This is a genomic window from Streptomyces sp. CLCI03 (assembly GCF_053615355.1).
The window spans coordinates 1,220,318-1,245,002 of sequence record NZ_CM132132.1 but is presented as its reverse complement, the minus strand read 5'-3'; the positions used below and the strand labels follow the sequence as shown (position 1 = coordinate 1,245,002).

Annotated in this window: 20 protein-coding genes and 1 pseudogene; 6 read left to right on the top strand and 15 right to left on the bottom strand. The window is 72.7% G+C overall.

The annotated features are described in order from the left end of the window. Positions 1-90: 90 nt before the first annotated feature. The 3 genes from ACWG52_RS05690 to ACWG52_RS05680 form a co-directional block, all read right to left on the bottom strand. A complete protein-coding gene (locus ACWG52_RS05690; protein ID WP_389810713.1) occupies positions 91-1,077 on the bottom strand; it encodes an SCO0930 family lipoprotein in 987 nt (328 codons plus the stop codon). Positions 1,078-1,210: 133 nt separating this feature from the next. Further along, positions 1,211-2,662, bottom strand: a complete 1,452-nt coding sequence (locus ACWG52_RS05685; protein WP_389810390.1) for an NADH-ubiquinone oxidoreductase-F iron-sulfur binding region domain-containing protein — start codon at positions 2,660-2,662, stop codon at positions 1,211-1,213. Continuing rightward, complete coding sequence (locus ACWG52_RS05680) at positions 2,659-3,660, bottom strand: hypothetical protein (protein ID WP_389810387.1); 1,002 nt, start codon at positions 3,658-3,660, stop codon at positions 2,659-2,661. The genes ACWG52_RS05685 and ACWG52_RS05680 overlap by 4 nt, the downstream gene beginning before the upstream one ends. 634 nt (positions 3,661-4,294) lie before the next feature. On the opposite strand from ACWG52_RS05680, the gene ACWG52_RS05675 reads away from it, so the two are divergent. Beyond that, a complete protein-coding gene (locus ACWG52_RS05675) occupies positions 4,295-5,458 on the top strand; it encodes a PucR family transcriptional regulator (protein WP_390136704.1) in 1,164 nt (387 codons plus the stop codon). Positions 5,459-5,917: 459 nt separating this feature from the next. On the opposite strand, the gene ACWG52_RS05670 is transcribed toward ACWG52_RS05675, so the two are convergent. The 4 genes from ACWG52_RS05670 to ACWG52_RS05655 all read right to left on the bottom strand — a co-directional run bounded on the left by ACWG52_RS05670 (position 5,918) and on the right by ACWG52_RS05655 (position 10,036). After that, positions 5,918-7,291 carry a DUF1996 domain-containing protein gene (locus ACWG52_RS05670; protein WP_161292417.1) on the bottom strand — a complete coding sequence of 458 codons (1,374 nt, stop codon included), beginning with the start codon at positions 7,289-7,291 and terminating at the stop codon, positions 5,918-5,920. A 9-nt stretch (positions 7,292-7,300) separates the two neighbouring features. Further along, complete coding sequence (locus tag ACWG52_RS05665) at positions 7,301-7,939, bottom strand: DUF4142 domain-containing protein (protein WP_326749522.1); 639 nt, start codon at positions 7,937-7,939, stop codon at positions 7,301-7,303. Between the two features lie 518 nt (positions 7,940-8,457). Beyond that, on the bottom strand, positions 8,458-9,159 hold the full coding sequence (locus ACWG52_RS05660) for a sigma-70 family RNA polymerase sigma factor (RefSeq protein ID WP_390136702.1): 702 nt from the start codon (positions 9,157-9,159) through the stop codon (positions 8,458-8,460). Positions 9,160-9,337: 178 nt separating this feature from the next. Continuing rightward, complete coding sequence (locus tag ACWG52_RS05655) at positions 9,338-10,036, bottom strand: hypothetical protein (RefSeq protein ID WP_390136700.1); 699 nt, start codon at positions 10,034-10,036, stop codon at positions 9,338-9,340. 378 nt (positions 10,037-10,414) lie between these two features. Here ACWG52_RS05655 and ACWG52_RS05650 point away from each other — a divergent pair, with 378 nt between their 5' ends. Then, on the top strand, positions 10,415-11,533 hold the full coding sequence (locus ACWG52_RS05650; protein ID WP_453129040.1) for an MFS transporter: 1,119 nt from the start codon (positions 10,415-10,417) through the stop codon (positions 11,531-11,533). After that, complete coding sequence (locus ACWG52_RS05645) at positions 11,530-12,633, top strand: sugar ABC transporter permease (protein ID WP_453128021.1); 1,104 nt, start codon at positions 11,530-11,532, stop codon at positions 12,631-12,633. The genes ACWG52_RS05650 and ACWG52_RS05645 overlap by 4 nt, the downstream gene beginning before the upstream one ends. A 4-nt stretch (positions 12,634-12,637) precedes the next feature. Here the strand turns inward: ACWG52_RS05645 and ACWG52_RS05640 are convergent, their stop codons facing one another. Further along, positions 12,638-13,822, bottom strand: a complete 1,185-nt coding sequence (locus ACWG52_RS05640; protein ID WP_390136695.1) for an acyl-CoA dehydrogenase family protein — start codon at positions 13,820-13,822, stop codon at positions 12,638-12,640. A 204-nt stretch (positions 13,823-14,026) separates the two neighbouring features. Between ACWG52_RS05640 and ACWG52_RS05635 the strand changes: the two genes are divergently transcribed. Continuing rightward, the gene (locus ACWG52_RS05635; RefSeq protein WP_453128019.1) at positions 14,027-15,850 is read left to right on the top strand and encodes a CoA transferase; all 1,824 of its coding nucleotides are present in this window, start codon (positions 14,027-14,029) and stop codon (positions 15,848-15,850) included. Then, on the top strand, positions 15,847-17,520 hold the full coding sequence (locus ACWG52_RS05630) for a class I adenylate-forming enzyme family protein (RefSeq protein ID WP_453128017.1): 1,674 nt from the start codon (positions 15,847-15,849) through the stop codon (positions 17,518-17,520). The genes ACWG52_RS05635 and ACWG52_RS05630 overlap by 4 nt, the downstream gene beginning before the upstream one ends. Before the next feature lie 64 nt (positions 17,521-17,584). On the opposite strand, the gene ACWG52_RS05625 is transcribed toward ACWG52_RS05630, so the two are convergent. From ACWG52_RS05625 to ACWG52_RS05605, 5 genes are all read right to left on the bottom strand, one after another. After that, positions 17,585-17,797, bottom strand: coding sequence for a ferrous iron transport protein A (locus tag ACWG52_RS05625; RefSeq protein ID WP_389810365.1), 213 nt, complete (start codon positions 17,795-17,797; stop codon positions 17,585-17,587). A gap of 305 nt (positions 17,798-18,102) precedes the next feature. Continuing rightward, complete coding sequence (locus ACWG52_RS05620) at positions 18,103-18,915, bottom strand: metal ABC transporter solute-binding protein, Zn/Mn family (RefSeq protein ID WP_389810362.1); 813 nt, start codon at positions 18,913-18,915, stop codon at positions 18,103-18,105. Beyond that, positions 18,873-19,739 carry a metal ABC transporter permease gene (locus ACWG52_RS05615; RefSeq protein ID WP_390167617.1) on the bottom strand — a complete coding sequence of 289 codons (867 nt, stop codon included), beginning with the start codon at positions 19,737-19,739 and terminating at the stop codon, positions 18,873-18,875. Before ACWG52_RS05615 ends, ACWG52_RS05620 begins: the two co-directional genes overlap by 43 nt. Then, a complete protein-coding gene (locus ACWG52_RS05610) occupies positions 19,736-20,371 on the bottom strand; it encodes an ATP-binding cassette domain-containing protein (RefSeq protein WP_390136686.1) in 636 nt (211 codons plus the stop codon). Before ACWG52_RS05610 ends, ACWG52_RS05615 begins: the two co-directional genes overlap by 4 nt. Before the next feature lie 138 nt (positions 20,372-20,509). After that, positions 20,510-21,166, bottom strand: coding sequence for a DUF2278 family protein (locus ACWG52_RS05605; protein ID WP_389810354.1), 657 nt, complete (start codon positions 21,164-21,166; stop codon positions 20,510-20,512). Positions 21,167-21,315: 149 nt separating this feature from the next. Between ACWG52_RS05605 and ACWG52_RS05600 the strand changes: the two genes are divergently transcribed. After that, complete coding sequence (locus ACWG52_RS05600; RefSeq protein ID WP_389810351.1) at positions 21,316-21,735, top strand: TOBE domain-containing protein; 420 nt, start codon at positions 21,316-21,318, stop codon at positions 21,733-21,735. Between the two features lie 79 nt (positions 21,736-21,814). Here the strand turns inward: ACWG52_RS05600 and ACWG52_RS05595 are convergent. Together ACWG52_RS05595 and ACWG52_RS05590 are read right to left on the bottom strand one after the other, a co-directional pair. Next, positions 21,815-23,779: pseudogene (locus tag ACWG52_RS05595) on the bottom strand (molybdopterin-dependent oxidoreductase); the annotation flags it as partial. Continuing rightward, positions 23,776-24,597: an FAD binding domain-containing protein gene (locus ACWG52_RS05590; protein ID WP_390167619.1), complete on the bottom strand. Its 822-nt coding sequence runs from the start codon at positions 24,595-24,597 to the stop codon at positions 23,776-23,778. The gene ACWG52_RS05590 and the pseudogene ACWG52_RS05595, both read right to left, overlap by 4 nt. Positions 24,598-24,685: the final 88 nt, after the last annotated feature.

Here is a 24,685-nt window from a genome sequence, read left to right as displayed (position 1 = left end):
GGCTGATCGGGAAGGGTCCGTGGCGCCCGGGTGGGGAGGTACCCGGGCACCACGCGTTTCGGGGGCGGATCGGCGGGCCGCGAACAGGAGTTAGCCGACGACCTTCGCTTTCTTGCCCTTGTCGGTGATGGCGAACCAGAGACCCTTGTTGTTGTGCCCCGTGGTGTCTCCGGGCTCCTTGTCGCCGGTGAAGGAGTAAACGGGCCAGCAGTCGATCGTCAATTGCTCGGTCCCGTCGGGCCGCTTCACCTTTCCAATCAATTCAGGTGCGATTCCGCTTACCTTGTTCTTGTCGACAGGCTTGGCCGGCTTCCAGGTGTCCGTGCAGGCGTCGACACAGCCGATCTTCATGGGCCAGGCGCTGTCCTTGTCGAAGCGGTAGAGCGTCTTGCCCTCCGCGTCCTCGACGAGGGTTCCGAGCTCCGGGTTCTGCACGGCGGTGAGCTCGTCGCCCTTGGCCTCGGCGGCCGGCTTCTCCTCCTTCTCCTCCTTCTCGGCCCCGGCCGCCGCGCCCTTGCCCGCCCCGGCCGGCTTCCCGCCCGGGCCCAGGACGTGCCAGGTTCCGCCGACGCCTTCACCGAGCGCGTCGCCCGCCTTGACGTCCTTCGCGTAGCGGTACACGGGCCATCCGGCGAGGGTGAGTTGCTTGGTGCCGTCGGAGCGTTCGACGGAGCCGAGGAGCGCCGCGTCGATGCCCGCGCTGACCGAGGCGTCGTTCGCGGCGACCGCCGGCCAAGCCGCCGCGCAGTCACCCTCACAGTTGGACTTGGGCGGCTTCGGCGTGTCCTTGTCGAACCGGTAGAGCGTGATGCCCGCGCTGTCGGTGACCCCGGATCCCAGGCCCTGGATCTCGCTCACCTTCAGCTCGCCGGCCGGGCCGCTCTTGTCGGCGGCGCCCGCCGGGGCGGCTCCCGAACCGCTTCCGTACGGGTCGCCGTAAGGGGATCCGACCTGTTTGCTGTCGCCCACCGGCTGTACCGCAGGGGCCTTTCCCCCGTAATTGTCGGAGCTTCCGCATGCGGCTGTTGTCAACATCAGTACCGCGACCGCCGACCCGGCGAATATCTCACGACGCATCTTCACGATCTCTCCTTCAGGTTCGGTTCCGCGTTTTCTTGCCCCCGGTAATTGATACGGGGCCCGGAGCGGCGGAAGCAGATATCACCGGGAATTTGTCAGATCGCGCCAACATTGAACCCGGCGCATTGGTTCAGTCCTGGATGCGCAGCGCGAGGGCCGGGCAGCGGCGCACGGCGCGCTGCGCCTTCTGCCGCAACTGGCGGGGTACGGCCATGGAGGCCTCCGCGGGGAAGCCGTCCAGGTCGAGGCGGACCACATCGGGCAGGACGTCCACGCACAGCCCGTGGCCCTTGCACAGGGTCCAGTCGACCAACAGTCGCTCCGGACTCTCCTCGTCCTCGGGCAGCGGAAGGGCGCCCAGCACCCGCCGGCCGCAGCCGCTGCCGAGCGCGTGGTCCCGGAACTCGTCGGGGAAGGTGCGCAGCGCGGAGGCGACGAAGGCCGAGGTGCCGTCAGGATGGCTGCACGCGCCGCGTTTGAGCACCGCCTTCATACGGAGCTCCAGCATCTCCAGGGCGGGTCTTCCCCCACCCCGAATGGCGTCGTCCAGTACGTCGGCGATGGCGGGCAGCCCGCGTACGCAGGGGCCGCACTGGCCGGCCGACTCCTTCGCCATCCAGCGGGTCACGCGTGCCACTTCGCCGGCCGGGCAGGTGTCCATGGGCAGCGGCAGCACCGCCCCCGCGCCCAGTCGCGCGCCGAGCCGGTCGAGGGACTCGCGGGAGATCTCGGCGGCGCGCGCGGACGCCGGATCGAGCCATTTGCCGTGATAGCCGCCGACCAGCACGCCCTGGCCCGGATCGGTTCCGCACAGTTCCAGGATGTAGGACAGCGCGGCCCCGCTCGGTGTCTCGACGGCCGTGGTGCCCGCGATGGTCAGCATGATGGTGCCCGGCTCGCTGGGCAGGCCGGTCGCGCGGAAGTCGAGTGCGCCGAGCCGGGCGGCGACGGCCAGCTGGGCGAAGGTCTCGGTGTTGGAGAACAGGGTGGGTACCCCGTTCAGGCCTCGGTCGCTGGTGCGCACCTTCTGTCCGGAAGGCAGCGTCGGGCCGCCGTTCAGACCGTTCACGTGCGCCGTGCTCTCGCCGGTGACGAACCGTTCGGGGAGCCGGGTGATCTGCACCCGGCGGCCCGCCGGGCCGCGTTCCGCGACGGCCTCCCGCAGCGACTGCTCCACGTCCCCCCGGGTGACGCCCACCACGACGTCCTCGGAGTTCAACGCGGCCGCGGCCAGCAGGGCCCCGTCGAGCACCAGATGGGGGGTGTGCAGCAGGAGTGCGGTGTCCTTGAGGCAACTCGGCTCGCCCTCACTGCCGTTGACGACGACGGCGGTCTGTCCGTCCCCGGCGCGTGCCGAGCGCATGACGGAGCGCAGCTTCTTGGCGAAGGGGAAGCCCGCGCCGCCGCGGCCGCGGAGGTCGATGTTGTCGGCGAGGTCGACGAGCTCCTCCGGCCGGTAGCGGGGCATCTGGCCGTGCGTCGTCAAATGGGCCACGCGGTCGAGCCGCGCGGCCTGGTCGAGCCCGGCCAGCAGCCGGGGCGCCCCCACACAGCCGAGGCTGGGGCGTGGGAGGCCGCTCACAGCCACTGATCCCGGCTGATGAGCGTCTCGGCGTCCGCGGCCGCGCCGGCTCGGCCGGCGCGGCTCGGCGCGTAGACGGCGGTGCGCGGCGGTTGGTCGAGCTGGGGCGGTCGGTCGAACCGGGGCGGTTGGTCGGGCCGGGGCGGTTGCGCCGAATTCGCGGTCACGGCGGCAGCCGCCGGACGCGAGGATCGCCGCTGCCGGGGCACACCGCCCTTGATCGGCGTCTGGGCCACGGGCTGCGGGACGGGCGGAAGCGAGGCCGCGTCCAGGACCCGCGTCCTGACCCGGAACACGAGCACGCCGACGATGCCGAGCAGGCACAGCCCGTAGGCGACCGTGACCCAGGTGTCGGCGGCGCGACCCGACTTCAGGCCGTGCACCAGTGAGGCACCCCAGGCCGGATACGCGCCGAAGTGCAGAGCTCGCCACCACGCGGAGCCGCGCCGGGTGTTGAACACACTGCGCACCGCACCGGAGATGGCCACCGAGATGAAGAGGTATCCGGCCAGGCTGCCGAGCCCGACCAGGACGGGCCGCGTGGCGTCCGTGAACGGCACGAGCGCGGACGTCGCGGTCGTGCGCTGGCCCGCGACCTTGACCCAGATGTGCAGGGCGAGGAAACCGAGCCCGGACACGGCGAGGCCGCGGTGCGCGCCCTGGGCGAGCAGCCGGTGGCCCGAGCCGAGGATGACCCGGTCGGTCGCGGCCAGTCCCCATAGGACGGTGGCCGTGAGCGAGACGAGCGAGAGCACGCCCGCCCCGAAGTCGAGGAACGCCCATAGTTGGGTAAATGCGCCCGCTCGGGCGGCCACGGTGACGGCCACGACGGCCGCGCCGACGGCGCAGAGCACGCCGGGGCTCAGCCTGCCGTCCCGGGGGAGGAGGGAGGGCCGCCGGACGGCCCTCCGTCCGGCTGCCGAAGCCGCGGCCACGGCGTGGCGGCTCTTACGGCGGGCCCTGTGTGAGCTGGGCAGTTGAGGCTGGGGCAGGGGCATCCAGTTCTCCTGTGCGCCTGGGCTCCGAGCGCTCCACCTGGCGCTCGGTACCCGGGGGTCGTTGTCGTCGTGCCCGGCAGCGCTGTGAAACTCCGCGCCGGCCGAGGGAACTTGGGGCCGGAGTGCAGCAGCATCGTGGAGCTGCACAGCAGCTCCACAGGATTTATCGAAACGTGATAATTTCTCGCACCGCGTCTCCGGTGCATCGAACAACACCGGAAGATTCCCCTCCAGCGGAGGTTGCGACAGGCCACCGCGCTGACCGTCACTTACGCGTCCCGGACGGTAAAAACAAGGTAAAACGGCGGGACCGTAAGTGGTCGGACCTCTCAAGGAGGGAGTACGAGGGCCGCAACTTCTACGTCAGACAAGGATGTTGACGTCGGAGGCAACCTCGGCGGGCTTGTCGCCTCTTCCCCGGACAAGCCTCACCCCGGCACGAACGAGGAAAACGATGTGTGAACTTCTGAACCGCATCTGGTCCCGCCCACGTGGCGAGTGGACGCGCGTCCTGCGTAGGGAACTGCCCTCGCTGGCCGCCGAGATAGTGGAGGAGCTTCTGCATGGAATTCCGGAATTTTCCGCACTTATCGATGACAACGATGCCATTGATGACGAGTTGTTCCGGCAGCGGGTGGAAGAGGCTCTCCTCACCGTCCTCGGCTACCAGGAACAGCCCCGGGAACAAGCACCGGACGCGCATGATGAACAGGCCGAGAGCGAGGACGAGATCGAGAACCAGGTCAAGATCGAGAGCCAGTTCGACAGCAAGGTCGAGCACGAGATCGAAGTCGGGATCGCGGCCAGGCACGAGTGCGAGGTCACACACGAGGGCCGGCACGAGGGACTTCGTGAGGCCCGCACCGAGGCCCGGAACGAGTCCCGCACCGAGGGCCTCCGGGACGGACATCGCCAGGGTCTGCGCGAAGTGCGCAACGAAGGCCTGCGCGAAGCCCGGCAGGAGAGCCGGCACGAGACCCGACACGAAGGCGTCCGCGAGATCGATCGGGCGCGGCACGACCTCTTCAAGACCCTCACCGATGACAGGGACGCTTCCGAGATGTCCCTCAGCGAGCTCGCGGAGGCGGCCGGTTGGCCTCTCCCGCTCGCCGTCCGGGCCATCGTGCCCGCCACGCCCGGCGAGACCCAGCAGCTCGCCGCCGCACTGGACCACTGCCTCGTCGGCATGTTCGCGGGCCGTCCGTGCCTGCTCGTCCCCAGTCCCGAACCGGACACCCGCGCCCCGCTGGAAAACCTGCTCCGCGGCCGCTTCGCTGCCGTGGGCCACGCCGTACCGCTCCGCGACACGGCCTCCTCGCTGCGCTGGGCCCTGCGCCTGGCCGCACTGACACCGGCCCGTCCCGGTGTGGAGGCCCGGCCCGTCTTCGTGGACGACCACCTCTCGACCCTGTTGCTCCTTCAGGACGAGCCCCTGGCCCACGCGCTGGCCGCCCGGTGGCTTCGACCGTTGGCCGACCTGACCCCCCGCCAGAGCGAACGGTTGGAGGTGACGCTGCTCGCCTGGTTGGAGGGCGGCGGAGCCCCCGAGGCCGCCAAGGCGCTGAGTGTGCACCCGCAGACCGTGCGGTACCGCATGCGTCAGCTGGAGAAGCTCTTCGGGACCGGCCTGCGTGACCCCCGTACCCGCTTCGAGCTCGAAATGGCGCTGCGCAGCCGCCGGCTGATGGCCCAGGTCCGACGTCAGCACTCCCGGGTGGGCCGCAGGGCCGCCCGCGTCATCCAAGCCGACTTCACCCCCGTGGTCGTCGGACGAATGGCCCGCGTCAACGGCCTCTGAGTCACGAACAGCCCGGCCCGGCCCCCTGTCACGGGGCCGGGCCGGGCTGTTTCGTGTGTCTGTCACTGGACCGTCATGTCCTGTCTGCGCCGTCGGGTCGGGCGCCGTCTCGTTCGGTTCGTTCGGTACGCCGTCGGGTACGGGCGCCTTTTCGTGCGGTGCGTCTTCTTACGGACGCCGTGTCGTGCGTGAACCGTGGCCGGTGGCCGGTGGCCCGCGGTGCGGCCGGTGTCGAGTCGTGCGCCACGCCGTGCGGCCGGCGCCGTGCCCGTGGGGGGCACGCCGTCCGGCCGGTCTCGTGTCATGCGTACGCCGCCGGGACTCGGCGGCGGCGTACATATACGTGCGGTGTTGGCCCGAAGTCGGCTTCGGGCCAACACCTGTCCCGGGCCGGACGCCGGGGATGGGGGAGTGGGCGTCCGGCCCGGGAGTGGAGGGGGGAAGCTCCCGCTGCGGGGGTCAGCGGCAGTTCTGCCCGTTGTTGATGCAGTTCACGGCCTTGTTCATCAGGCCGTTCGACATCACGTTGATGAAGTCGCCGTGGTCGGTCACCGGCTTGTGGAGCTGCTCGGGGAAGCTGTCCACGGCGAACCGGGCACCCGGCGCCACCCCGTAGGTGAGGCGCATCACCAGCTGCGGCATGGCCTTGAAGCCGTTCGGGCACTTGCCGTTCTTGTCCGCGAAGGCCACGTGCGTGCGGTGGTTCGCGCTGTCGACGTTCTTGCCGTCAAAGCAACTCTGGAAGTTGAAGGTGCGCACCACGTCACTGCCCTTCGGGCAGACCGGGTACTTGTCCTTCAGCTGACGGTTCTCGAAGCCCGTGCAGCTCCACGAGGCGTTGGCGTTGGCGTTGCCGTTGGTGAAGGCCTTGGCGTCACCGGTGATGACGCGCATGAAGCGGGGCATCGCCGTGACCTTGCCGACGGGGCTGCCCTTGAAGGTGAGCGACACCTGCTTCGGCTTGAGGATGGTGCCGACGTTGCCGTCCTGGCCGCCGCCGGGCGCCTTGGCGTCCTTCTCCACCTTGCCGTCGCGCAACCGCAGCACGGGCCAGTAGTACGTGGACTGGTCCCCGTTGCTGCAGGTGGTGCCGGACGCGGCGAGGCTGTTGTTCGTGGAGAAGGCGTCGGCGGTCAGGTTGCCCACGTAGTCGTGCATGTGGTGGGCGCCGTTGGAGACGCCGGGGGCGACGATCACGTTGTCGGGGTTGAAGTGGCCGTTCTCGTTGCGGCCGCACTGCGAGGTGAAGGAGCCCTTCGAGGCGTTCCCCGCCTGCTGGGGATTGCGGACGTTCGGCTTGATCTTGGTGATGTTGACGAAGTCGTTCTTGGACGGACCACCCTTCTGGGCGGCGGCCTGGGCGACCGCGCCCTGCTCGCCCTTGCTCGCGGCGTCCACCTTGGCGTCGGCCGCGTCCGCGGCGGGTGCGTCCTTCATCGTGCAGGCGCTCAACGACTTGATGTCCGCGGGAGCCTGGCCCGCCCGGCCCATCGCGTCGCTCATGCCCTTGATGGTCTGGTCGCGCTTCTGCTTCAGGTCGCCGAGGAGGGCGTTGCCCTTCGCCTGGCCGGCCGCGAGCTTCTTGTACGCGTCGGCGACCTGGTCGTCCAGTTTGGCGAGGTTCGCGTCGACCTCGGGTTTGGCCTGTTCGGGGACCGCGGTGAGTTTCTCTCCCACGTCGGGGCAGTCGATCGTCTGTATCGCCCGATCGTTCTGACCGGCGGACGCGTTCCCGGCGACGACGGCGACCCCGCCGCCGCCCAGGACGAGCGCCGAGATCACGCCCAGGACCTTGTTCGACAGCCGTGGGCGTTTGTGTCCCTTTTTACTCATGCGATCACTTCACTTCGTCGGTTGGGCATTGTCAGAGAGCGCGTCGAAGTCGACGAGTCCGGTGTCTTCGAGGACCGTGATGTGGTCCAGAACCGTGGCGTTGGCGGACGAGGCGAGGGCTCGGACCATGGAGTTCTTGGTCTGGGCCCGAATCCCGGCCAGCAGCGCGAACACCTTTCCGTGGGCTCGGCGCAGCAGCTGTACGAACAGCCGCTCGTACTCCTCTCCGCGTGCACGGTTCATCTGGCCCAGCCAGTCCTGCTGCTGCGCGGACGGCTGGTTGGGCAGATCGACGCCGAGGGCCTGGCCGACCTGGATGACCTGCCGGTCGAGCTCGGTGTGGCCGTCGATGAGGTGCTGGCCGGCCGTCTTGATCGCGGGCTTCGACCCGCGCTGCTGGGCCTGGCGGCCCGCGGGCAGCTCCCAGAGCCCGGCGAGCCGGACCTTGCGGATGAAGTCACGGTCCGCGGCGGTCAGCGGTCCGTAGGCCGTGCTCAACGTTCCGCCGCCGTCGTCGTCGCCCGCCGGGCCCGCGACAGCGGCCGCGGGCCGGCTGCCGAAGCTGTCCACGGGTATCAGAAGGGCGATCAGGGTGAGGGCAAGGGCGGTGATGACCAGGCCGCTTCCGATCGTGTATCGCGTGGCCACCGACAAACTGCTGATGGATCTCCGCCGCAATGACGGCACTGTGCCTCCTCGCTCCAAGGGCCGGGAGGGGGTGGCGGGGCAGGAGGGTCCGCACGAACTGTGCGGTGCGCACCCGCATTCCCGGGGTGTCACGGGACGCTAGTGCCGGGCGCGGCGCCGAGGCCGTAGGACATCACCATCGGACAAACATCCCGGCGACCGAGCGGAAGGCTGATATCTTGCGGCGCGCCCGCACATTCGGCCGCGTGGTGCCGTCGTACCCCGTCATGCCCGTGTGCCGTCCGGCCCTGCCCGCATGCCGTCACGGCCTTCCCGCGTGCCCGTCATGCCCCGCACGGACCACCGGAAGGCCTTGGTGGATCCCTCGTCGGCTTCCGACCCTGCGCGGCAACTCCCCTACAGAGCATGCCTGTTCGTGTCACAGAGGTGGCGTGGGCGTGGCAGGGGAGGGCTGCGGGCGCTCACGGCGCCCGCAGCCCTCCCCTCCTATGTCGTACGTCCGCTCGCGCGCCGGCGGCTCAGGCGAGGGCCGCGGCCGCCGTGAGCGTCCGTTCTCCGGCCCGATCGTGCCGCTGCGCCGGGGGCTCCGGCGCCGGCTCGGCCGTCCGGGTGTCCGTCAGGAGCGCGATCAGCGAGGTGCGGGCGCGGGCGACCCGGGAGCGCACCGTACCGATGGGGCAGCCGACGGCCGTGGCCGCCTCGGCGTACGACAGGCCCAGCAACTGCGTCAGCACCAGGGCCTCCCGCCGCTCGGACGGGATGACGGCGAGCAGTTCCGCCAGGGCGATGCCGTCCTCGAAGCCCGGCACGTCGTACGGCTGGGTCTGCTCGGCCGCCGTCTGCCAGTCGCAGCGGTCCGAGAGTCTGGGCCGGGCGGCCGCGTGGCGCAGGCTGTCCACGACCGTGCGACGGGCTATCGACAGCAGCCAGGTCCGCGCGGAGGAACGGCCCTCGAACCGGGGCAGGCTCGCCAGCGCACGGAGGAAGACGTCCTGGGTGAGGTCGTCGGCCGCCTGGGTGTCGGCGCTGAGATAGGCGACGTAGCGCCAGACGTCGCGGTGGAGCGCGCGCACGAACCGGTCGGTCTTCACCGGATCGCCGTCGCGGGCGTCCAACGCCAGCCGGGTCACCGCCGCGTCGGAGTCGGGCGTGCGCCGGGCCGGCCGGTCGCCGGCGGTACAGGAAGAAGGGGCGGAAGGGGTCGTCAGGGCAGCAGTCATCGCCACAAGGTCCTTACGGGCAAAGGGAGTCCGGCGCCACGAGCGGCGGTGCCGGTGAGGGGTGCGGCCTGCCGGAAGGCATGGCCGAGGCCCGAGGCGCGGTGTGCGGGTGCGAAAGCGGGTGCGAAGCACGGGTGAAAGCGGTCGCGGTCGCGGACGCGGCTCGGGGAACCAGCTGTCAAAGGACAGCGGTTCCCGTCGGCGGACCCCGTGAGGTGATGGCGTGGACGAGGAACAGCCGGCGCGGCGCGCGGTTCCGCCGCCGGCGGCGGACGCGGACGGGTGGCCGGTGCGCGGGCACCGCCGTACGGAGCAGCAGCCGCATCGGAGTCCACAGGCGCCCGGCGACGGCGCGCACCACGCGGAAGGCCGCCCGCTCGCCGTGCGCGAGCCACAGCCCGCACAGCACGGCGGCCAGTAGGTGCGCGGCCAGCATGCCGGTCGCAGACATGGCGCCCGCCTCGTGCACGCCGACCGGCAACGGCCCGCCGGCGGCGCCGGTGGCGCTGGTCAGGGCGGCCGCGGTGTCCGTCGCCCCGTGCATGGCGTGGTGCGAGTGGGCGGTGGCCGCCGGCATCCCGACGCCGGGCGGCCGCGTCATCCCCGCCATCGGCGCCATCGGGGCCATCAGCCCTGATCCGGTCGGTGCGGCCGGCCCGACGAGCGACTGGGACAGGGTGAAACCGGCGTGCAGCACCGCCTGGACGGCTACGGCCGCCGTCGTCACGGCGAGCAGCCCGCGTTCACGTCCGGCCAGGGCCCAGGCCGTCGCCGCCGTGCCCGGGAAAGCGACGGCCAAGGCCCACCAGGGCACCGGCACACCGGACATGAGCAGGTGTCCGGTCGCCGCGAGCAGCACACAGAGGGCTGCGAACATCGCAGCCCGTAGCGCTCGCAAACAGCGGACCGGGTTCATGGAGGGCTCATCCTCGCACCGGCCTCCCGAGCCGCACATCAGGGTGCGCACTTCCGGACAAGTTCCCGCGTCCCGGCCTGTCAGGGCCGGGTCGCCCGCCTCGTGTGGTGCAGGGCACAACGGAGTGAGGGAACCTGCCCGCCGCTCCATCCGACTGCCTACCCGCTCGGTCGAAGAGTTCAACGTCCTGGGAGGGGAGACTTCGTGGCGGCGGAAGGGGCGGCGCGGCGGCCGGAGAGAGCAACGCCGAAGGGGACGACGGCGAGCGAGGCGACGGCACCCCCGACGGAGCAGGACGCGGGCGCCGGGCGGCAGTTGACCGCGCTGCTCACCTGCGCCATGGCGTTCTCGATGCTGCAGCTGTTCCTCCTCGGTGCGTTGGGACCGCGCCTGGTCACCGAACTCGGAGTGTCCCCGGCCGTACTGGGGCTGACGACCACGATCGGCTTCGGGACCGCTGCCGTCCTGTCCCCGGCCGGCGGCCGGATCGTCGACCGGATCGGACCGCGACGCTCCCTGGTGGCCCTGCTGATCCTCTCCGCCGCGGCCCTCTGCCTGATCGGCTCCGCACCCGGCGCCGGTCTGCTGCTCGGCGCCGTCGCCCTGGGCGGCGTACCCCAGGCGCTGGCCAACCCGGCCACCAACAAGGCCGTGCTGCGGGCCGTTCCGCCCGCCCGGCGGGGCGCGGTGACCGGGCTCAAGCAGTCCGGGGTCCAGCTCGGCGCCTTCGCGGCCGGACTGCCGCTCGCCCTGCTCGCGGGCGGCATCGGCTGGCGGGCCGCCGTCTGGACCGGCGCCGGCGCCGCACTGCTCGCCGGGCTGTGGGCGCTGCGCGTCCTGCCCGCCGACCCCGCCCCGCCGCCCGCAGGGCCCCGTACGGCTCTCGTCCCGCGCGGGATGGTGGCCTGGCTGGCGGTGTTCTCGCTGTTCCTCGGCGCCGGCATCGCCTCGGTCAACACCTACCTCGCCCTCTTCGGAGCACAGCGCCTGGGCATGGGCCCGACGGCGGCGGCCGCCCTGGTCGCCGTACTCGGTGTGGCGGGGATCGTGGGCCGGGTCGGATGGTCGAAGGCGGCCCGTCCCGGGCGGGCCGAGTGGCTCCCGGGATGGCTGGCCTGCGGGGCGCTGGGCGCGGCGGTCCTGCTGGCGGCCGCCCTGCTGGTCGGCCCGCTGGTGTGGATCGGCGCGATCGCCGTCGGCGTCTTCGCCGTCTCCGGCAACGCCGTCTCCATGGTGCTGGTCATGCAGCGGGCCGCCCCCGGCCGCGCCGGACAGGACTCGGCGCTGGTCGCGGCCGGGTTCTTCGGCGGATTCGCGGTGGGCCCGCCCCTCTTCGGCCTGCTCGCGCAGAGCGGCCGGTACGGGTCGGGCTGGCTGCTGGTCGCGGCGGAGTTCGCGGCGGCGGCGGCCGTCGCGGTCCTGTGGGCCGTACGGGACCGACGGGAGGGCGGGGCGTGAGCGCGGACGGCGCCGGGCTCGGCCCGGCCTTCGACGCCGTGATGGCACGGGTGGCGGTGACCGCCGAGGCGGTCGGCCCGCGCTTCCCGCTGTACGCCGAGCCGGCCGACGGCCGGTGGGCGACCACCGGCCGCGGTTCGTGGACCGGCGGGTTCTGGGCCGGGCTGCTGTGGCTGCGGGCCCGATACACCGGCGACGCCGCCGACCGGCGCGCCGCCGCCGCGTGCACGGCCCGGCTCGCACCGTGGGTGGGCGCCGACACCGCCACCCGTGGCCTGGTCCTCTGGTACGGGACCGCTCCGGCCGGGGACGACGCCGAGGCCGCCGAGCTCCAGGGCCTCGGCGCCCGAGCGATGCTGTCGGCCTACGACCGCGAACTCGGGCTGGTGCCCTGGGGGGACGCGCTCGGCGGGCCCCGTCTGCTCGCCCGCGTGGACGGCGTGCCGGGGACCGTACCCCTGCTGGCCGGAGCCGGAGCCGGAGGGCAGGGCGCCGCCGCGGCCCACCTCTCCCGCCACCTCGACCTCTGCCTCGGCGCGAACCCCGGGGGGCTGATTCCGGCCCTGACCTTCGACGCGGTCGCGGGCTGGCAGCCCTGCCCGGACCCGCCGCCGGGCTGGAGCCGGGGCCGCGCCTGGTTGCTCCTGGCGGTGGCCGACGCCCTGCTGCGCCCGGACCTGGCCCTACCCGGCCCGGCCGCCCGCCTCGGCGAGGCGGCGGAGCGACTGGTGACCCAACTCGGCTTTGCAGGAGATGAGTTCCCGGGCGGTGGCCCGGTCCCGGCGGCCGACGCCGGCCGTCCGGACGGGCCGCTCGACACCTCGGCCGCCGCGATCACCGCCGTCGCCCTGCTGAAACTCGCCCGGGTGCCCGGTCCCCGGGCGGCCGGGTACGCGTACCGGGCCGAGGCGATCCTCCGCCGGCTCACGGAGGACCACGTCACCGGACCGGGCTCCGGGCGACCGACCGGGATGCTGCTCGACGGCTGCTACGACGCCGGGAAGGGGTTGGCCGTGCGGCACGAGCTCGTCTGGGGCGACTTCTTCCTGGCGCTCGGCCTCGCCGCCGTGCACGGGATCGTCGACATCACCCGCGTGTAGGGGCTCACTCAGGGCCGGTGCCGGTGCCCCTGTCGCTGCCGCTACCTCTGTCACTGCTGTCCCGCCCGTATCCGCGCAGGACCCGGCGGGCCACCGAGGTGATGTGCAGCTCGTCCGGGCCGTCGAGGACGCGGGCGGCCCGGCCCGTCCGGAAGAGTCCGGGCAACGGGGTGTCCGGGCCGAGCCCGGCGGCGCCGTGGACCTGGATGGCGGAGTCCACGACCTGCTGGAGCATGCGCGCGGCGGCGACCTTGGCGAGCCCCACCTCCGTGCGCGCGTCCCGCCCGGCGTCGATCAACGCCACCGCCTCGTGCACCAAGGGGCGGGTGGTGCGCAGGGCGAGCAGGGCGTCGAAGACGTGACTTTGGACCAGTTGCTGGTCGGCGAGCGGTCCACGGGACCCGTGGCGGGTGGCGGCCCGCTCGCACATGAGGTCGAAGGCACGCCGGGCCTGGCCGAGCCAGCGCAGGCAGCGCAGCGTACGGCCGAGCTGCAGCCGCTCGCCGGCGATGGCGAGCGCGTCCCCGGGCTCGCCGAGGAGATGGTCGGCCGGGATCCGCACCCGGTCGAGCGCGATCTCGTACTGGCCGCCCGTACCGAGGACGGGCAGTTCACGTACGACGCGGAAGCCGGCCGACGCCGTGGGCACGAGCAGCAGCGACAGCCCCTCGCGATCGCCGGAGCCCCCGCCGGTGCGGGCCATGACCGTGACCAGGTCGGCGCCCGCTACGCCCGAGGTGAACCACTTGCGGCCGGTGACCACCCAACCGCCGTCCGGCCCGCGCTCCGCCCGGGTGGCGGTCCGGAAGGGATCGGTGCCGGGGACGTCCGGCTCGGTCATGGCGTAACAGGTCCGTATGTCCCCGGCGACCAGCCGCTTCAGGTACGCCTCGCGGACCGTGGTCCCCCCGTGCCGCGCCAGCATCGTCACGTCGAGCAGCGGGGCGGAGCCCAGCGCGGCCGGACCGTGGTCACTGGCCCCCTCCACCTCGGCCAGTTCGGCGTACGCGCGGAACCCGAGCCCGCCGCCGCCCAGTTCCTCCGGGAGCGGCAGCGCCCACAGGCCCTCCTCCCGCGCCTGGCCGCGCAGTTCGGCCAAGGCCTCGGCCGCGGCGGGCCCGCCGCCGTCCAGCAGCGCCTCCCGGGGGATCACCCGGGAGCGGACGAACCGGTCGACGCGTCCTCTCATCTCCGCTGCTCCAGCGGTCCGTTGTGCGTCCGCGCCGTGGTCCGTGCCTGGATCCGTCACTTCTTTCCTCCTCATTCCCGGGAACTCGCGGGAACGGCCGACCGACTCCCTGTCCGTGGAACTGGTCGGGCGCGGACGCTCCCGGGTTCCCCACATTCGGCAAGACCCGGGCGCAGGCCACCGCCGCGCCAGGAGAGGAGAGGCATGGCGTCACCAGCAACCACGCAGACGGTCCGGCCGCTCGACACACTGCGCTTCGACACCTCGGGGCCCCCGCAGATCACGAGCGTCATCGCCGACCACCTGAGGCTGCTCGGCGCACGGACGGACCGCCCCGCCCAGGACGGCGCGTCCACCGGCATCGCCGCCGGCACCGATGGCCCGCCCACCGGCGGCACCACGCTCACGGGCGGCGGTTTCGACCCGGCGCACGCGACCGCCACCTGGGCGGATCCGGCGAGCGGGCTCACCGACGAGGCCACGGTGCAGGCCGCCACCGGCATCATGGCCGTGCACGGCCGGCGCGACGGCGGCCCGCGCGGCCTCGCCGTCGACTACGCGGCCACCGCCACCGGGGTCCTGGCCGTGCAAGGGCTGCTCGCGGCCCTCGTGGGCCAGGCCCGCGGCGGCGCCGCCCGCGCGGTCACCACCGGTGCCGACCGGGCGGGCCTGCTCGCGGTCTCCCAGTACCTCGCCGCCGCCGGGGCCGACGAGGGCGAGGCCGCCGAACTCGCTCCCGGAGGACCGCCGTTCACCTCGTCGGACGGTGTCCTCTTCGAACTGGAGACGCTCGACCCGGGAGCCTGGGCGGCCTTCTGGAAGGCACTGGAGGCGCCCGCGGACGCCCTGCGGGCGGGCTGGCGGCCCTTCCAGTTCCGCTACGCCACCGCCTGCGCCCCCTTCCCGGCGGCCCTCCACCTCACGGCCCGGTCCCACTCCTGGGAACGGATCCGCCGGGCCGCGGCCGCCTACGGCACCGAGGTGTGCGCCCTGCGCCCGCTCGCCGAACGGGCGGCGGAACACGACGGCGCCGCCCCCTGGTCCCTGGCCCCGTCGGCCCCCGGACGTCTCACCGCCCGGTCGCACCGGCTGCCCGGCGCGGCACATTCCGGCGGGCCGCTGGCCGGGTTGACCGTGCTGGAGGCCGGCCGCCGCATCCAGGCACCGCTCGCCGCGCATCTGCTCGGGCTCCTCGGCGCCGACGTGATCCGGATCGAACCGCCGGGCGGTGACCCGCTGCGCGGCATGCCCCCAGCCTGCTCCGGAATCTCGGCGCGTTGGCTCGCCCTCAACCGGAGCAAGCGGGCCGTCGAGATCGACATCAAGCGGGAGGGCGACCGTCGGCGGCTGCGGGAACTGGTTGCCGGGGCCGACGTCTTCCTGCACAACTGGGCACCGGGCAAGGCCGCCGAGCTCGGCCTCGACTGCGCGGACCTCGCACGGGCCAATCCCGCGCTCGTCTACGCGTACACCAGCGGCTGGGCCGACCGGATCCAGGACGCCCCCATGGGCACCGACTTCATGGTCCAGGCCCGTACGGGCGTCGGCGAGGCCGTCCGCCCCGAGGGCGAGGCCCCGGCGCCCTCGCTGATGACCCTGCTCGACGTACTGGGCGGACTGCTCGGCGCCGAGGCCGTCCTCGCCGGGCTGCTGCTGCGCGAACGCACCGGCCACGGCGTACGCGTGGACTCCTCGCTGCTCGGCGCCGCCGACACCCTGACCGCCCCCGCCCTGCGCCGGGCGGCCCGTGGCGAGAACCCCCGGCGGCCGGCCGGATTCCGGCACCCGGTGCCGACGGCGGACGGCCTGCTCGCGGCGGCCGACGCCGACGCCCACGCCGTCGCCCTCCACGACCTGGGCGGCCTGTCCACGACCGAGGCCCTGGCCCGGCTGCGCGAGCACGGACTGAGCGCGACCGCGGTCACCACCGAGCTGTCCGACCTGCACCACGATCCGCGCTTCACCGGCTCGATCAGCCGCGACGCGCACGGCGCACCCGTCGTCCCCGACCCCTGGAGCTTCGTATGACCGCCGACAGGCTCGTCCTGCACGACCTGCTGCCCGCCGAACTCCGCCGGTCCTGGGTGGTCGACGGGACCTGCCCCGACCTCGACCTCTACAGCCTCTTCCGGGCCCGACAGATCGCCGACCTGCACCGCACGGCCGTCCTCGATTCCAAGGGCAAGCTCTGCTACACCGCGCTGGACCGCAAGGTCCGATGTCTGGCCACCGGCTTGCGGGAACTCGGGATCGGCCCGGGCGACGTGGTCGGCGTGCAACTCCCCAACAACCGCTTCGCCGTCATCGCCGATCTGGCGCTCGCCGCGCTCGGCGCGGTCGCGCTCCCGTTCCCGGTGGGCCGGGGCGTCCTCGAAGCCGAGTGCCTGCTGCGCCGCGCCGAGGCCGTCGCCGTCATCGCGGCCACCGAGCACCGGGAGTTCCGACACGCGGCGGACCTGAGCACGCTCGCCGGGGCGCTCCCGACACTGCGCCACGTCATCGCGGCGGGGCCGGTCGCGCCCGAAGGAACGATTCACCTGTCGGCGCTGCTGCGTTCCGACCCCAGTGGATTCGTCCCCGCCCGGCCCGACCCCGACAGTGCCGCACGCATCCTCGTCTCCTCGGGCTCCGAGGCCGAACCGAAGATGATCGCCTACTCGCACAACGCGCTGGCCGGCGGACGCGGGAACTTCCTCGCCTCCCTCATCCCGGACCGCACCCCGCCGAGCTGCCTGTTCCTCGTACCGCTGGCCTCCGCCTTCGGGTCCAACGGCACCGCCGTCACCCTGGCCCGGCACGGCGGCACCCTCGTGCTGCTCGACCACTTCACCCCGCAAGCGGCGATCGAATCGGTGCGCGCGCACCGGCCGACGCACATCCTCGGCGTGCCCACGATGGTCCGCATGATGCTCGAACACCTCGACGGGACGGACGAGGAACTGCCCGCCCCCACCGCACTGGTCCTCGGCGGCGCGCCGCTCGACGAGACCACCGCGGCCGCCGCGGCCAAGGCCTTCGGCTGCCCCGTGGTGAACCTCTACGGCTCCGCCGACGGCGTCAACTGCCACACCGGGCTCGCCCACACGGTGCCGCCCACCGACGGATCCGGGGTCGTCGCGGGCCATCCCGACCCCCGCGTCGCCGAGATCCGCATCGCCGACCCGGACACGCACGAACCGCTGCCCGACGGCGCCGTCGGCGAGATCATCTCGCGCGGCCCGATGACCCCGCTGTGCTACGTGGGCGCGCCCGACCTGGACGCCCGCTACCGCACGCCCGACGGCTGGGTCCGCACCGGTGACCTCGGCTACCTCGACTCCGACAGCGTCCTGCACATCGTCGGCCGCCTCAAGGACATCGTCATCCGCGGCGGCGCCAACATCAGCCCGGCGGAGGTGGAACGCGAACTCACCGCGCACCCACAGGTCCGCGACGTGGCCTGCGTCGGCGTCCCGGACCCGTTGATGGGGGAGAGGTTGGCGGCCTGCGTGGTGCCGCGCGGCGGGCAGCCCCTCACCCTCGCCTCGCTCGGCGAACACCTCACCCGGCGCGGGCTCGAACGGTACAAGCACCCCGAGCGGCTGCTCCTGATCGCCGAACTGCCGCTGACGGCGGCCGGCAAACCGGACCGCGCGGCCCTGCGCGAGCGCCTCGCGCAGGCCGGCGCGGCGGCCCCGCCTCTCGCCCAGGCGGGCTGAGGAACGAGGCCCGGCGGCGGCAGGGTCCTGCCGCCGGGCCCCCACCGGCCGGACGAAGCCCGCCTCACGTGCCGGGCCGCAGGTACCGGTCCCAGATCCAGGCCTTGCGGTACGGGCCGTCCCCGTCACCGTCGTACGGCGGCTCGTCGAAGGTGACCCAGTACGCCAGTTCGCCCGCCCGGGCACGAGGGTGCTCGACGGGCTCCGGCGCGCCCATGCCGTCGATCGTTCCCGGGAACTCCTCCCGCCAGGGCCCGTCCCCACTCGGATCACGCACCACGACGACCCGAGATCCCGCGGGCAGTGCGGCGCCCGGAACCGATCGGCTGCGCGCCGCGCCACCTGCCCGTGGAGTCGTAGCGCACGCCGCTCCCCTCCGAAGGGCGCGCGTCAGCGGGCGGGGCGGATCGGGGCAGCGCGGGTCCGTGGGCCGGAGGCAGTGGCTCGGGTCGATGATGATCACGGCCTCCGGCGTGGTTCATGGTGGCCGAGCGTCCCGCGGAACGGCGAACCGGCGGACCGGGAAATGGCCGGTTCTCGTCTGGTCTCGCGCGGGCCGCGGGCGCGCTCGTCAACGGCTGATCACGAAGCGCCCATGGCCTTTTTCAGCTCGGTCGCGGCGTTTCGGTAGACCGTCAGCAGGTCCAGGTCCTCACCGGGGTAGTTGACGATTTTCACCTGCTTGGCGCCGGAGTCGGGGAGCACCGTGCCGGTGGACATGTGCGCGTTGTCCAGCACCAGTTCCGGCTTCTTCGCCGCGAGTTCGGCCAGCTGCGCCGGGGTCACGGCCTCGGGCCCGTAGGTGCCCACGGGGGTGGCGCCCGCGAGCTTCGCCGACCACGCCGTGAAGACCTGGGTCACGACGGAGGGGCTGCGGCCGCCGGGCCACCCGGCCTGGACCTCCTTGTTCAACTTCGCGTACTCGGTGTCGAAGCCGCCCTTCCAGCGCGTGGCCGCGTCCGCCGTGCCGAAGAGCGCGCCCAGCTTGTCGACCTCGGCCTTGACCTTGTCGGGGTCGTTGTCGAGGTTCACCTCGACCAGCTTCGCCTTCGAGCCGGCGGCCTCCTTGATCTTCGCGGCGTACGGCTCGAAGGGCGCGTACAGCACGAAGTCGGCCTTGGCCACGGCGGCGAGGTCCGACGGCTTGGGGTCGTAGTCCGGGGCGTGGTGGACGGACTGCGGCACGATGACCTTGACGTCCTCGGCTCCCGCCGCCTTCGCGAAGGCGCCCTCCCAGGTGGTGGTGACGACCACGACCGGCTTCTTGGCCTGCGGCTGCGGGCCGGCCTCGGACTTCGTGTCCTGGGGCGAGGGGTCGTTCCCGCAGGCGGCGGTCAGGAAGAGCGCCGCGCTCAGTGCGAGGAGGGAAGTGATACGGACGCGGGTGCGCGCCATGCGCTGATTCTCCGTTCGGGTATGAAATGCACCGCGAGGACCAGTGCCCCCGCGGTCAGGACGAGGACCGGGCCGGGCGGCCAGTCCAGCCACAGGGCCAGCAGGAACCCCGTCAGGTTCACCGCCACGCCGATGCCGACCGCCCAGAGGGTGATCGACTTCAGTGAGCTGCCCAGGCGGCGGGCGGCGAGTGCGGGCAGCAGGGTCAGGGCGTCGACGAGCAGGGCGCCGGTCAGTTTGATCGCCCCGGCGACCGCGACGGCGACCAGGACCAGCAGTGCGGCCGTCAGCGCCCGCACGGGTACGCCGGAACACTGGGCGAGCTCGCGGTCGTAGAGCAGGAGGCCGATCTCGCGCCGCCGCCACCAGAACAGGCCCGGTACGACGACGGCCAGGACGCCGAGGACGACGAGGTCGGCGGAGCCCACCGACAGGATCGATCCCCACAACAGGGCGAAGGCGCCGGAGGCGTTCACCCCTGACACGGCCAGAAGCAGCAGCGCCGCGGCGATGGCCAGGCTCATCAGCAGGCCCATCGCCCCCGACAGGCCGTCCGGGGTGCGGGCGAGCGGGGCGACGCCCGCGCCGGCCAGCGCGCAGGCCACCAGGGCGCACAGCATCGGGTCGAGTCCGGTGAGGAGGCCGACGGCGATGCCCAGCAGGGCCACGTGCATCATCGCGAACCGCACCGGCATGATGTCGAGCCCGACGATGACCACACCGATGACCGGCAGCCCGATCGCGGCCAGCAGCAGCGCCACTCCGGCCCGTTGTACGGGCAGCAGTCGGAGCAGTTCGCCGAGGTCGGCGGTGGCCAGGTTCACCGGACCTCCCGCAGGTGGCCCGCGGCCATCTCCAGGACGCGGTCGCACCGGTCGGCGAGCGCCCGGTCGTGCGTCACCACGATGAGGGTCACCGGTAGGGAGGTGAGGACGTCCGCGGCCTCCGACTGCCCGTCGAAGTCGAGGGCGGCGGTCGGCTCGTCCGCCAGGAGCAACTCGGCTCCCGCCGCGATGCATCCGATCGCGCGGGCGAGGTACATCCGCTGCAGCTGGCCGCCGGAGAGGGTGTGCAGGGGCCGCCCGACGAGTTCGCCCACACCGAGCCGCTCGGCGGCCTCGGCCGCCTCCGCCGGTGCGTTGCTGGCGGCCAGCAGTTCGGCGCCGAGCAGCGGGAAGCGGCCGGCGGCCGGCTTCTGCGGGATCCAGGCACAGGCCCGGCGCCGCCAGGCCCATTCGGCGGGGGATCGGCCCTCGCGCCCGCCGACCCGGATCGATCCCGTCGTCTGGCGGTGCAGGCCGAGGACGGCGCGCAGCAGCGTGGTCTTGCCCGAGCCGTTGGTACCGGTCAGGGCCACGCGCTCACCGGCGGCGATCTCCAGGTCGACGGCGGAGACGGCCTCCACCCGGCCGTGCCGGCACACGACCTCCCGCATGCGCACATCAAGCCCGCCCATCACATGCCTCCTCCGCCACGCGGGAAGGCGAGGATCCGCCTCCCACGGGGGAGTAGTCGGACGGGGCGCGTCCGAAGTTCCCGGCGGTCCGGGGCCGATTTCGTGCGGGCCGGGCCGCCGGAGCGGACAGGGCGGGACTCAGACGGGGTGGCCGTCGGCGTCCGTGTGGTCCTTCTGGCCGGAGAACTTGTTCAGGAACACGTCGTAACGGCCGTCGGGGCGCCGGGTCATGGTCGCGCCGTCCTGCCAGATGCCGTTCTCGGGCCACCACGGGCTGCCGTACGGATCGCCCTGGTTCTGGTGGATGTTGTGTACGCCCAGCCCGGTGTCGAAAGGTTCGCCGAAGACCAGGATCCGCCGTCCGACCGTGAGGATCGGTTCGAAGGCGGTGGCCGCTTCGAAATTGGAGCCCGAGGTCCACGGCGGGGACGACTTGACGAGCCGGTCGAGGAGTTCGCGCAGCGGGCCGGGCAGCCATCCGGGCCGGTCCCGGCGCCTGCGCAGGGCCGGATGGCGGATGTAGTCGAGGGCGCCGGACCCGGGCGTGCGGGCGAGATCGTGGAAGCCCGGCGCCAGGGCGGCCACCGGGCCGAGGGCCGCAGCGTCCACGGTGAAGACCTTCCACTGCACGCCGGTGTCCGAGTCGTGGCTGTCCACGTCGACGGCGCACTTGTACCGTCCGTCCGGGGCGTCGACCCGGAGGTTGACGTGGAACCAGGCGCCCTCCGTGTCGGGGGTGTCGCGGAAGTGTTGGTGCAGGGTCCCGGCCAGCACGCCGTAGCGGTCGAAGGGCATGCTCCCCAGTGAAGCACCGGGCCGACCGGTCGGGTGGTTCTGGCGCGCGGGCGCGAGGAGGATCGGGGCGGGCCGGACCGGGTGGCCCTACGGTCGGTCCCGTGCGGCCCTCCCGGACCGCGCGAGGCGCCTACGCAAGAGGTCGAACCATGAGTCTGAGCATCCGCAACCAGCTCGCGGGCACCGTCACCGCCGTCACCGTCGGCGAGGCCATGGCGACGGTCAAGGTCCGGCTGGACGGTGGTCAGGAGATCACCGCCGCCATCACCGCCGAAGCCGTCAAGGACCTCGGCATCACCTCGGGATCCGCGGTGAAGGCGCTCGTCAAGTCCACCGAGGTGGCCCTGGCCACCGGCCCGGTCGAGAACATCTCCATCCGCAACCAGATCACGGGCACGGTGTCCGAGGTGGCCGTCGGGCTGGCCATGGCCGCCGTGAAGATCAACGTGAACGGGGGCGGGCTGACCGCGGCGGTCACCGCCGACGGCGTCCAGGCGCTGGGTCTGGTGCCCGGCTCCGCCGTCGTCGCGCTGATCAAGTCGACCGAGATCTCCCTCGCGGGCGCCTGAACCGTGCGCGCCGTCCCGGCCGTGCTCAGAGGTCCGGCGCCGCCAGGGCGCCGAACCACACGTGCGTGACCGCGCTGACGTAACGGGCCACGTCCGTGTCCGACTGGCGGACCGTGATCCGGTCCACCGTCGTGTTCAGGGCGCCGGCCGTGAGCTGCTTGTGGACGGTGGTCGTGCCGTTGCCGAACTCCGCCGTGCCGACCGCGATGTCGTACGTACCGTCCCGCAGCAGGCTCACCCGGGCATCGGCGAAGTGACCGCCCGGCGGACCGGTCGCGATCATCGCGACGGCCGATCCCGTGCCGGTGAGCCAGCCCTCCGGGACGTCCTCGTGGCTGCGGTCCTCAGCGATGGCCTTGCGCACCACGTCCATGCACTGCTTCATCCCGTACGAGGCGATGAACAGGTCCTCCTCGTGGCCGATCGGGGTCACCAGGTGGTCGCCGGCGCCGATGACGTTCTTCTCGCGCAGTGCGAGCGGATCCATGTCGAGCCGGAGGGCGAGTTCGTCCATCGCCGATTCGAGGGCGAAGAGCACCTGGCCCAGGCCGTAGCCGCGGAAGGCGCCGGCCGGGCCGTGGTTCCCGTAGGCGCCGGTGTTGGAGAGCACGCGGATGCGCAGCGCGGTCAGGGTGCCGTCGGCCTTGGCACCGATCTTGATGGTGATCTTGAAGGGGTGGCGGGTGGTGGCCCCGTAGAACTGCTCGGCCCGGGTGAATTCGAGTTTCACCGGCCGGCGCAGCTTCAGGGCGGCGAGGACGACGATGTCCTCGGTGAGCATCTCCTGCTTGCCACCGAACCCGCCGCCCACGCGGCCCGCGACGACGCGGACCTCGTCCTCGTTCAGGTCGTAGAGGGCGCACAGCGCCCGCCGGGTCAGGAACGGCGCCTGGGTGGAGGACCGGACGGTGATGCGCTCGCCGTCACCCTCTTCCTTGGGCTCGAAGTACGCGACGCTGCCGTGGGTCTCCAGGCTGGCGTGCTGCACGCGCTGCGTCAGATACGTCTCCTCGTAGACGACGTCCGCCTCCGCGTACCCCTTCGCCATGTCGCCGAGCGTGTTGTGGACCTCGCCGCACACGTTGTTCTCGGCGCGGAAGATCCCCGATTCGGGGCCTTGGGGTGGAGGACCGGCGCACCCGGCAGCATGGCCTCCTCCGGGTCGATGACGTAAGGGAGTTCCTCGTACGTGACGACCACCCGGCGGCAGCCCTCCTCCGCGGCCTGCTCGCTGTCGGCGACGACGGCGGCCACGCGCTGGCCGACGAAGCGGACCACGTCGTCCAGGACGCGGGTGTCCATCGGGTCCTCGGTCGGGTGCTCGTGGCGGGCCGACGAGTACAGCCGGTCGGGGGAGTCGTGGTGGGTGAGGACCGCGTGGACCCCCCGGGACCTGAAGGGCGTCCCTGATGTCGATGTCGACGATCCGCGCGTGCGGGTGCGGCGAGCGCAGCAGCTTCATGTGCAGCAGCCCGGGCACCTCCACGTCGAACGTGTAGCGGGCGGTGCCGGTGACGACGAGCGGCCCGGCCGGGGCGCCCAGGGACCGGCCCACGGCCTGCCCGGTCTCGGGGCTCTCGGTGTGCTTGACCCCGCGCACCGCGTCCTCGATGGCGCGGTAGCCCGTACAGCGGCAGATGTTCCCCTTGAAGGCGCGCGGCAGGTCCTGGAGCTTGCCGTCGTCGTGGACGGTGCCCTCCTCCGCCTGGAGGGCGGCGGTGGTCATCAGGAAACCGGCGGTGCAGAAGCCGCACTGGAAGCCCTGGGCGTCCAGGAACTGCCGCTGCGCCGGGTGGAGCTCGTCGCCGGAGCAGGCCAGACCCTCCACCGTGGTGACGCGGCGCCCCTCGGCGCGGACGGCCGGGTAGAGACAGCTGTGCACGGGCTGTCCGTCGACGTGGACCGTGCAGGCCCCGCAGTCGCCCTGGTCGCAGCCCTTCTTCACGCCGAACCAGCCGCGTTCGCGCAGGTAGGTGCGCAGGCACCGGCCGGCCCGCGGCTCGGTGTCGAAACGCCGCTCGTTGATCTCGATCTCGTACGTCATCGGTGGTCCTCGGTGGTGAGCTCGCGGCGGATCTCCTCGGCCAGGCGCAGGGCCATGTGGCGCCGCCATGCGGGCAGTCCGTGGATGTCGTCGTACCACTCGTCCGGCCGGACGGCGGCGACGATCGCCCCACGCAGTTCGGCGGCCGTGGGCGGCAACGCGAACCAGAAGCGGAAGGGGCGGATGGTGGCGGCGGACACCGTCACGGCGAGGGAGCCGTCGGCGGGGTCGCACGCGCCGATGACCAGCGCGCCGGAGCGTCCGAGTCCGTACAAGGACGCCTGGCGGAAGGCCGTACGGGAGTCCAGCGCGTTCGGGGGCAGGCGCACGGACCGCAGCAGCTCGCCCTCCCGCAGGTTCTTCACGCCGGCACCGAGGACGAACTCGGTGACGGGCATCCGGCGGGTGGCGCCGTCCTGGCCCTGGAGGAAGACCGTGCCGTCGAGGCCGGCCGTGAGGGAGACCATGGGGCCCGCGGGCAGGCCGTTGCACAGGTTCCCGCCGACGGTCGCCATGTTCCAGATCTTGAAGCTGGCGAGGAAGGCCCGACAGCACTGCTCGAAGAGCGGGGCGGTCGTCGGCAGGGTCCGGGCGAACCGCGAGAGCTCGGTGATCGTGCAGGTCGCGGCGATGTCCAGCGAGCCGTCGGGCTGCCAGGACAGGGGCGGCCAGCCCATGCGGGAGAGGTCGACCAGGCGGCGGATGTGCGGCTGGGGCTCGGAGAAGAGGTACGTGCCGCCGCCGAGCCAGGCGTCACCGGGACGCCAGGGTTCGCGGCGGCGCGCGTCGCGCACGTCGAGCACCGTGTTGAGATCCAATTCGCGCCACCAGCCTTTCCGGCCTGACAGGGGGTTTCAGCCAGTGAAGCAACGGGAGACGGTGCGAAACGACTGGTCCCGGCCACGG

Excerpts from the sequence above, each read along its gene's own strand:
- ACWG52_RS05635 (WP_453128019.1), top strand. The coding sequence starts at position 14,027 with ATGGCGTCACCAGCAACCACGCAGACGGTCCGGCCGCTCGACACACTG.
- ACWG52_RS05640 (WP_390136695.1), bottom strand. The coding sequence starts at position 13,822 with ATGAGAGGACGCGTCGACCGGTTCGTCCGCTCCCGGGTGATCCCCCGG.
- ACWG52_RS05655 (WP_390136700.1), bottom strand. The coding sequence starts at position 10,036 with ATGTTCGCAGCCCTCTGTGTGCTGCTCGCGGCGACCGGACACCTGCTC.
- ACWG52_RS05650 (WP_453129040.1), top strand. The coding sequence starts at position 10,415 with ATGGCGTTCTCGATGCTGCAGCTGTTCCTCCTCGGTGCGTTGGGACCG.
- ACWG52_RS05600 (WP_389810351.1), top strand. The coding sequence starts at position 21,316 with ATGAGTCTGAGCATCCGCAACCAGCTCGCGGGCACCGTCACCGCCGTC.
- ACWG52_RS05680 (WP_389810387.1), bottom strand. The coding sequence starts at position 3,660 with ATGCCCCTGCCCCAGCCTCAACTGCCCAGCTCACACAGGGCCCGCCGT.
- ACWG52_RS05605 (WP_389810354.1), bottom strand. The coding sequence starts at position 21,166 with ATGCCCTTCGACCGCTACGGCGTGCTGGCCGGGACCCTGCACCAACAC.
- ACWG52_RS05670 (WP_161292417.1), bottom strand. The coding sequence starts at position 7,291 with ATGAGTAAAAAGGGACACAAACGCCCACGGCTGTCGAACAAGGTCCTG.
- ACWG52_RS05620 (WP_389810362.1), bottom strand. The coding sequence starts at position 18,915 with ATGGCGCGCACCCGCGTCCGTATCACTTCCCTCCTCGCACTGAGCGCG.
- ACWG52_RS05690 (WP_389810713.1), bottom strand. The coding sequence starts at position 1,077 with ATGCGTCGTGAGATATTCGCCGGGTCGGCGGTCGCGGTACTGATGTTG.
- ACWG52_RS05660 (WP_390136702.1), bottom strand. The coding sequence starts at position 9,159 with ATGACTGCTGCCCTGACGACCCCTTCCGCCCCTTCTTCCTGTACCGCC.
- ACWG52_RS05610 (WP_390136686.1), bottom strand. The coding sequence starts at position 20,371 with ATGGGCGGGCTTGATGTGCGCATGCGGGAGGTCGTGTGCCGGCACGGC.
- ACWG52_RS05630 (WP_453128017.1), top strand. The coding sequence starts at position 15,847 with ATGACCGCCGACAGGCTCGTCCTGCACGACCTGCTGCCCGCCGAACTC.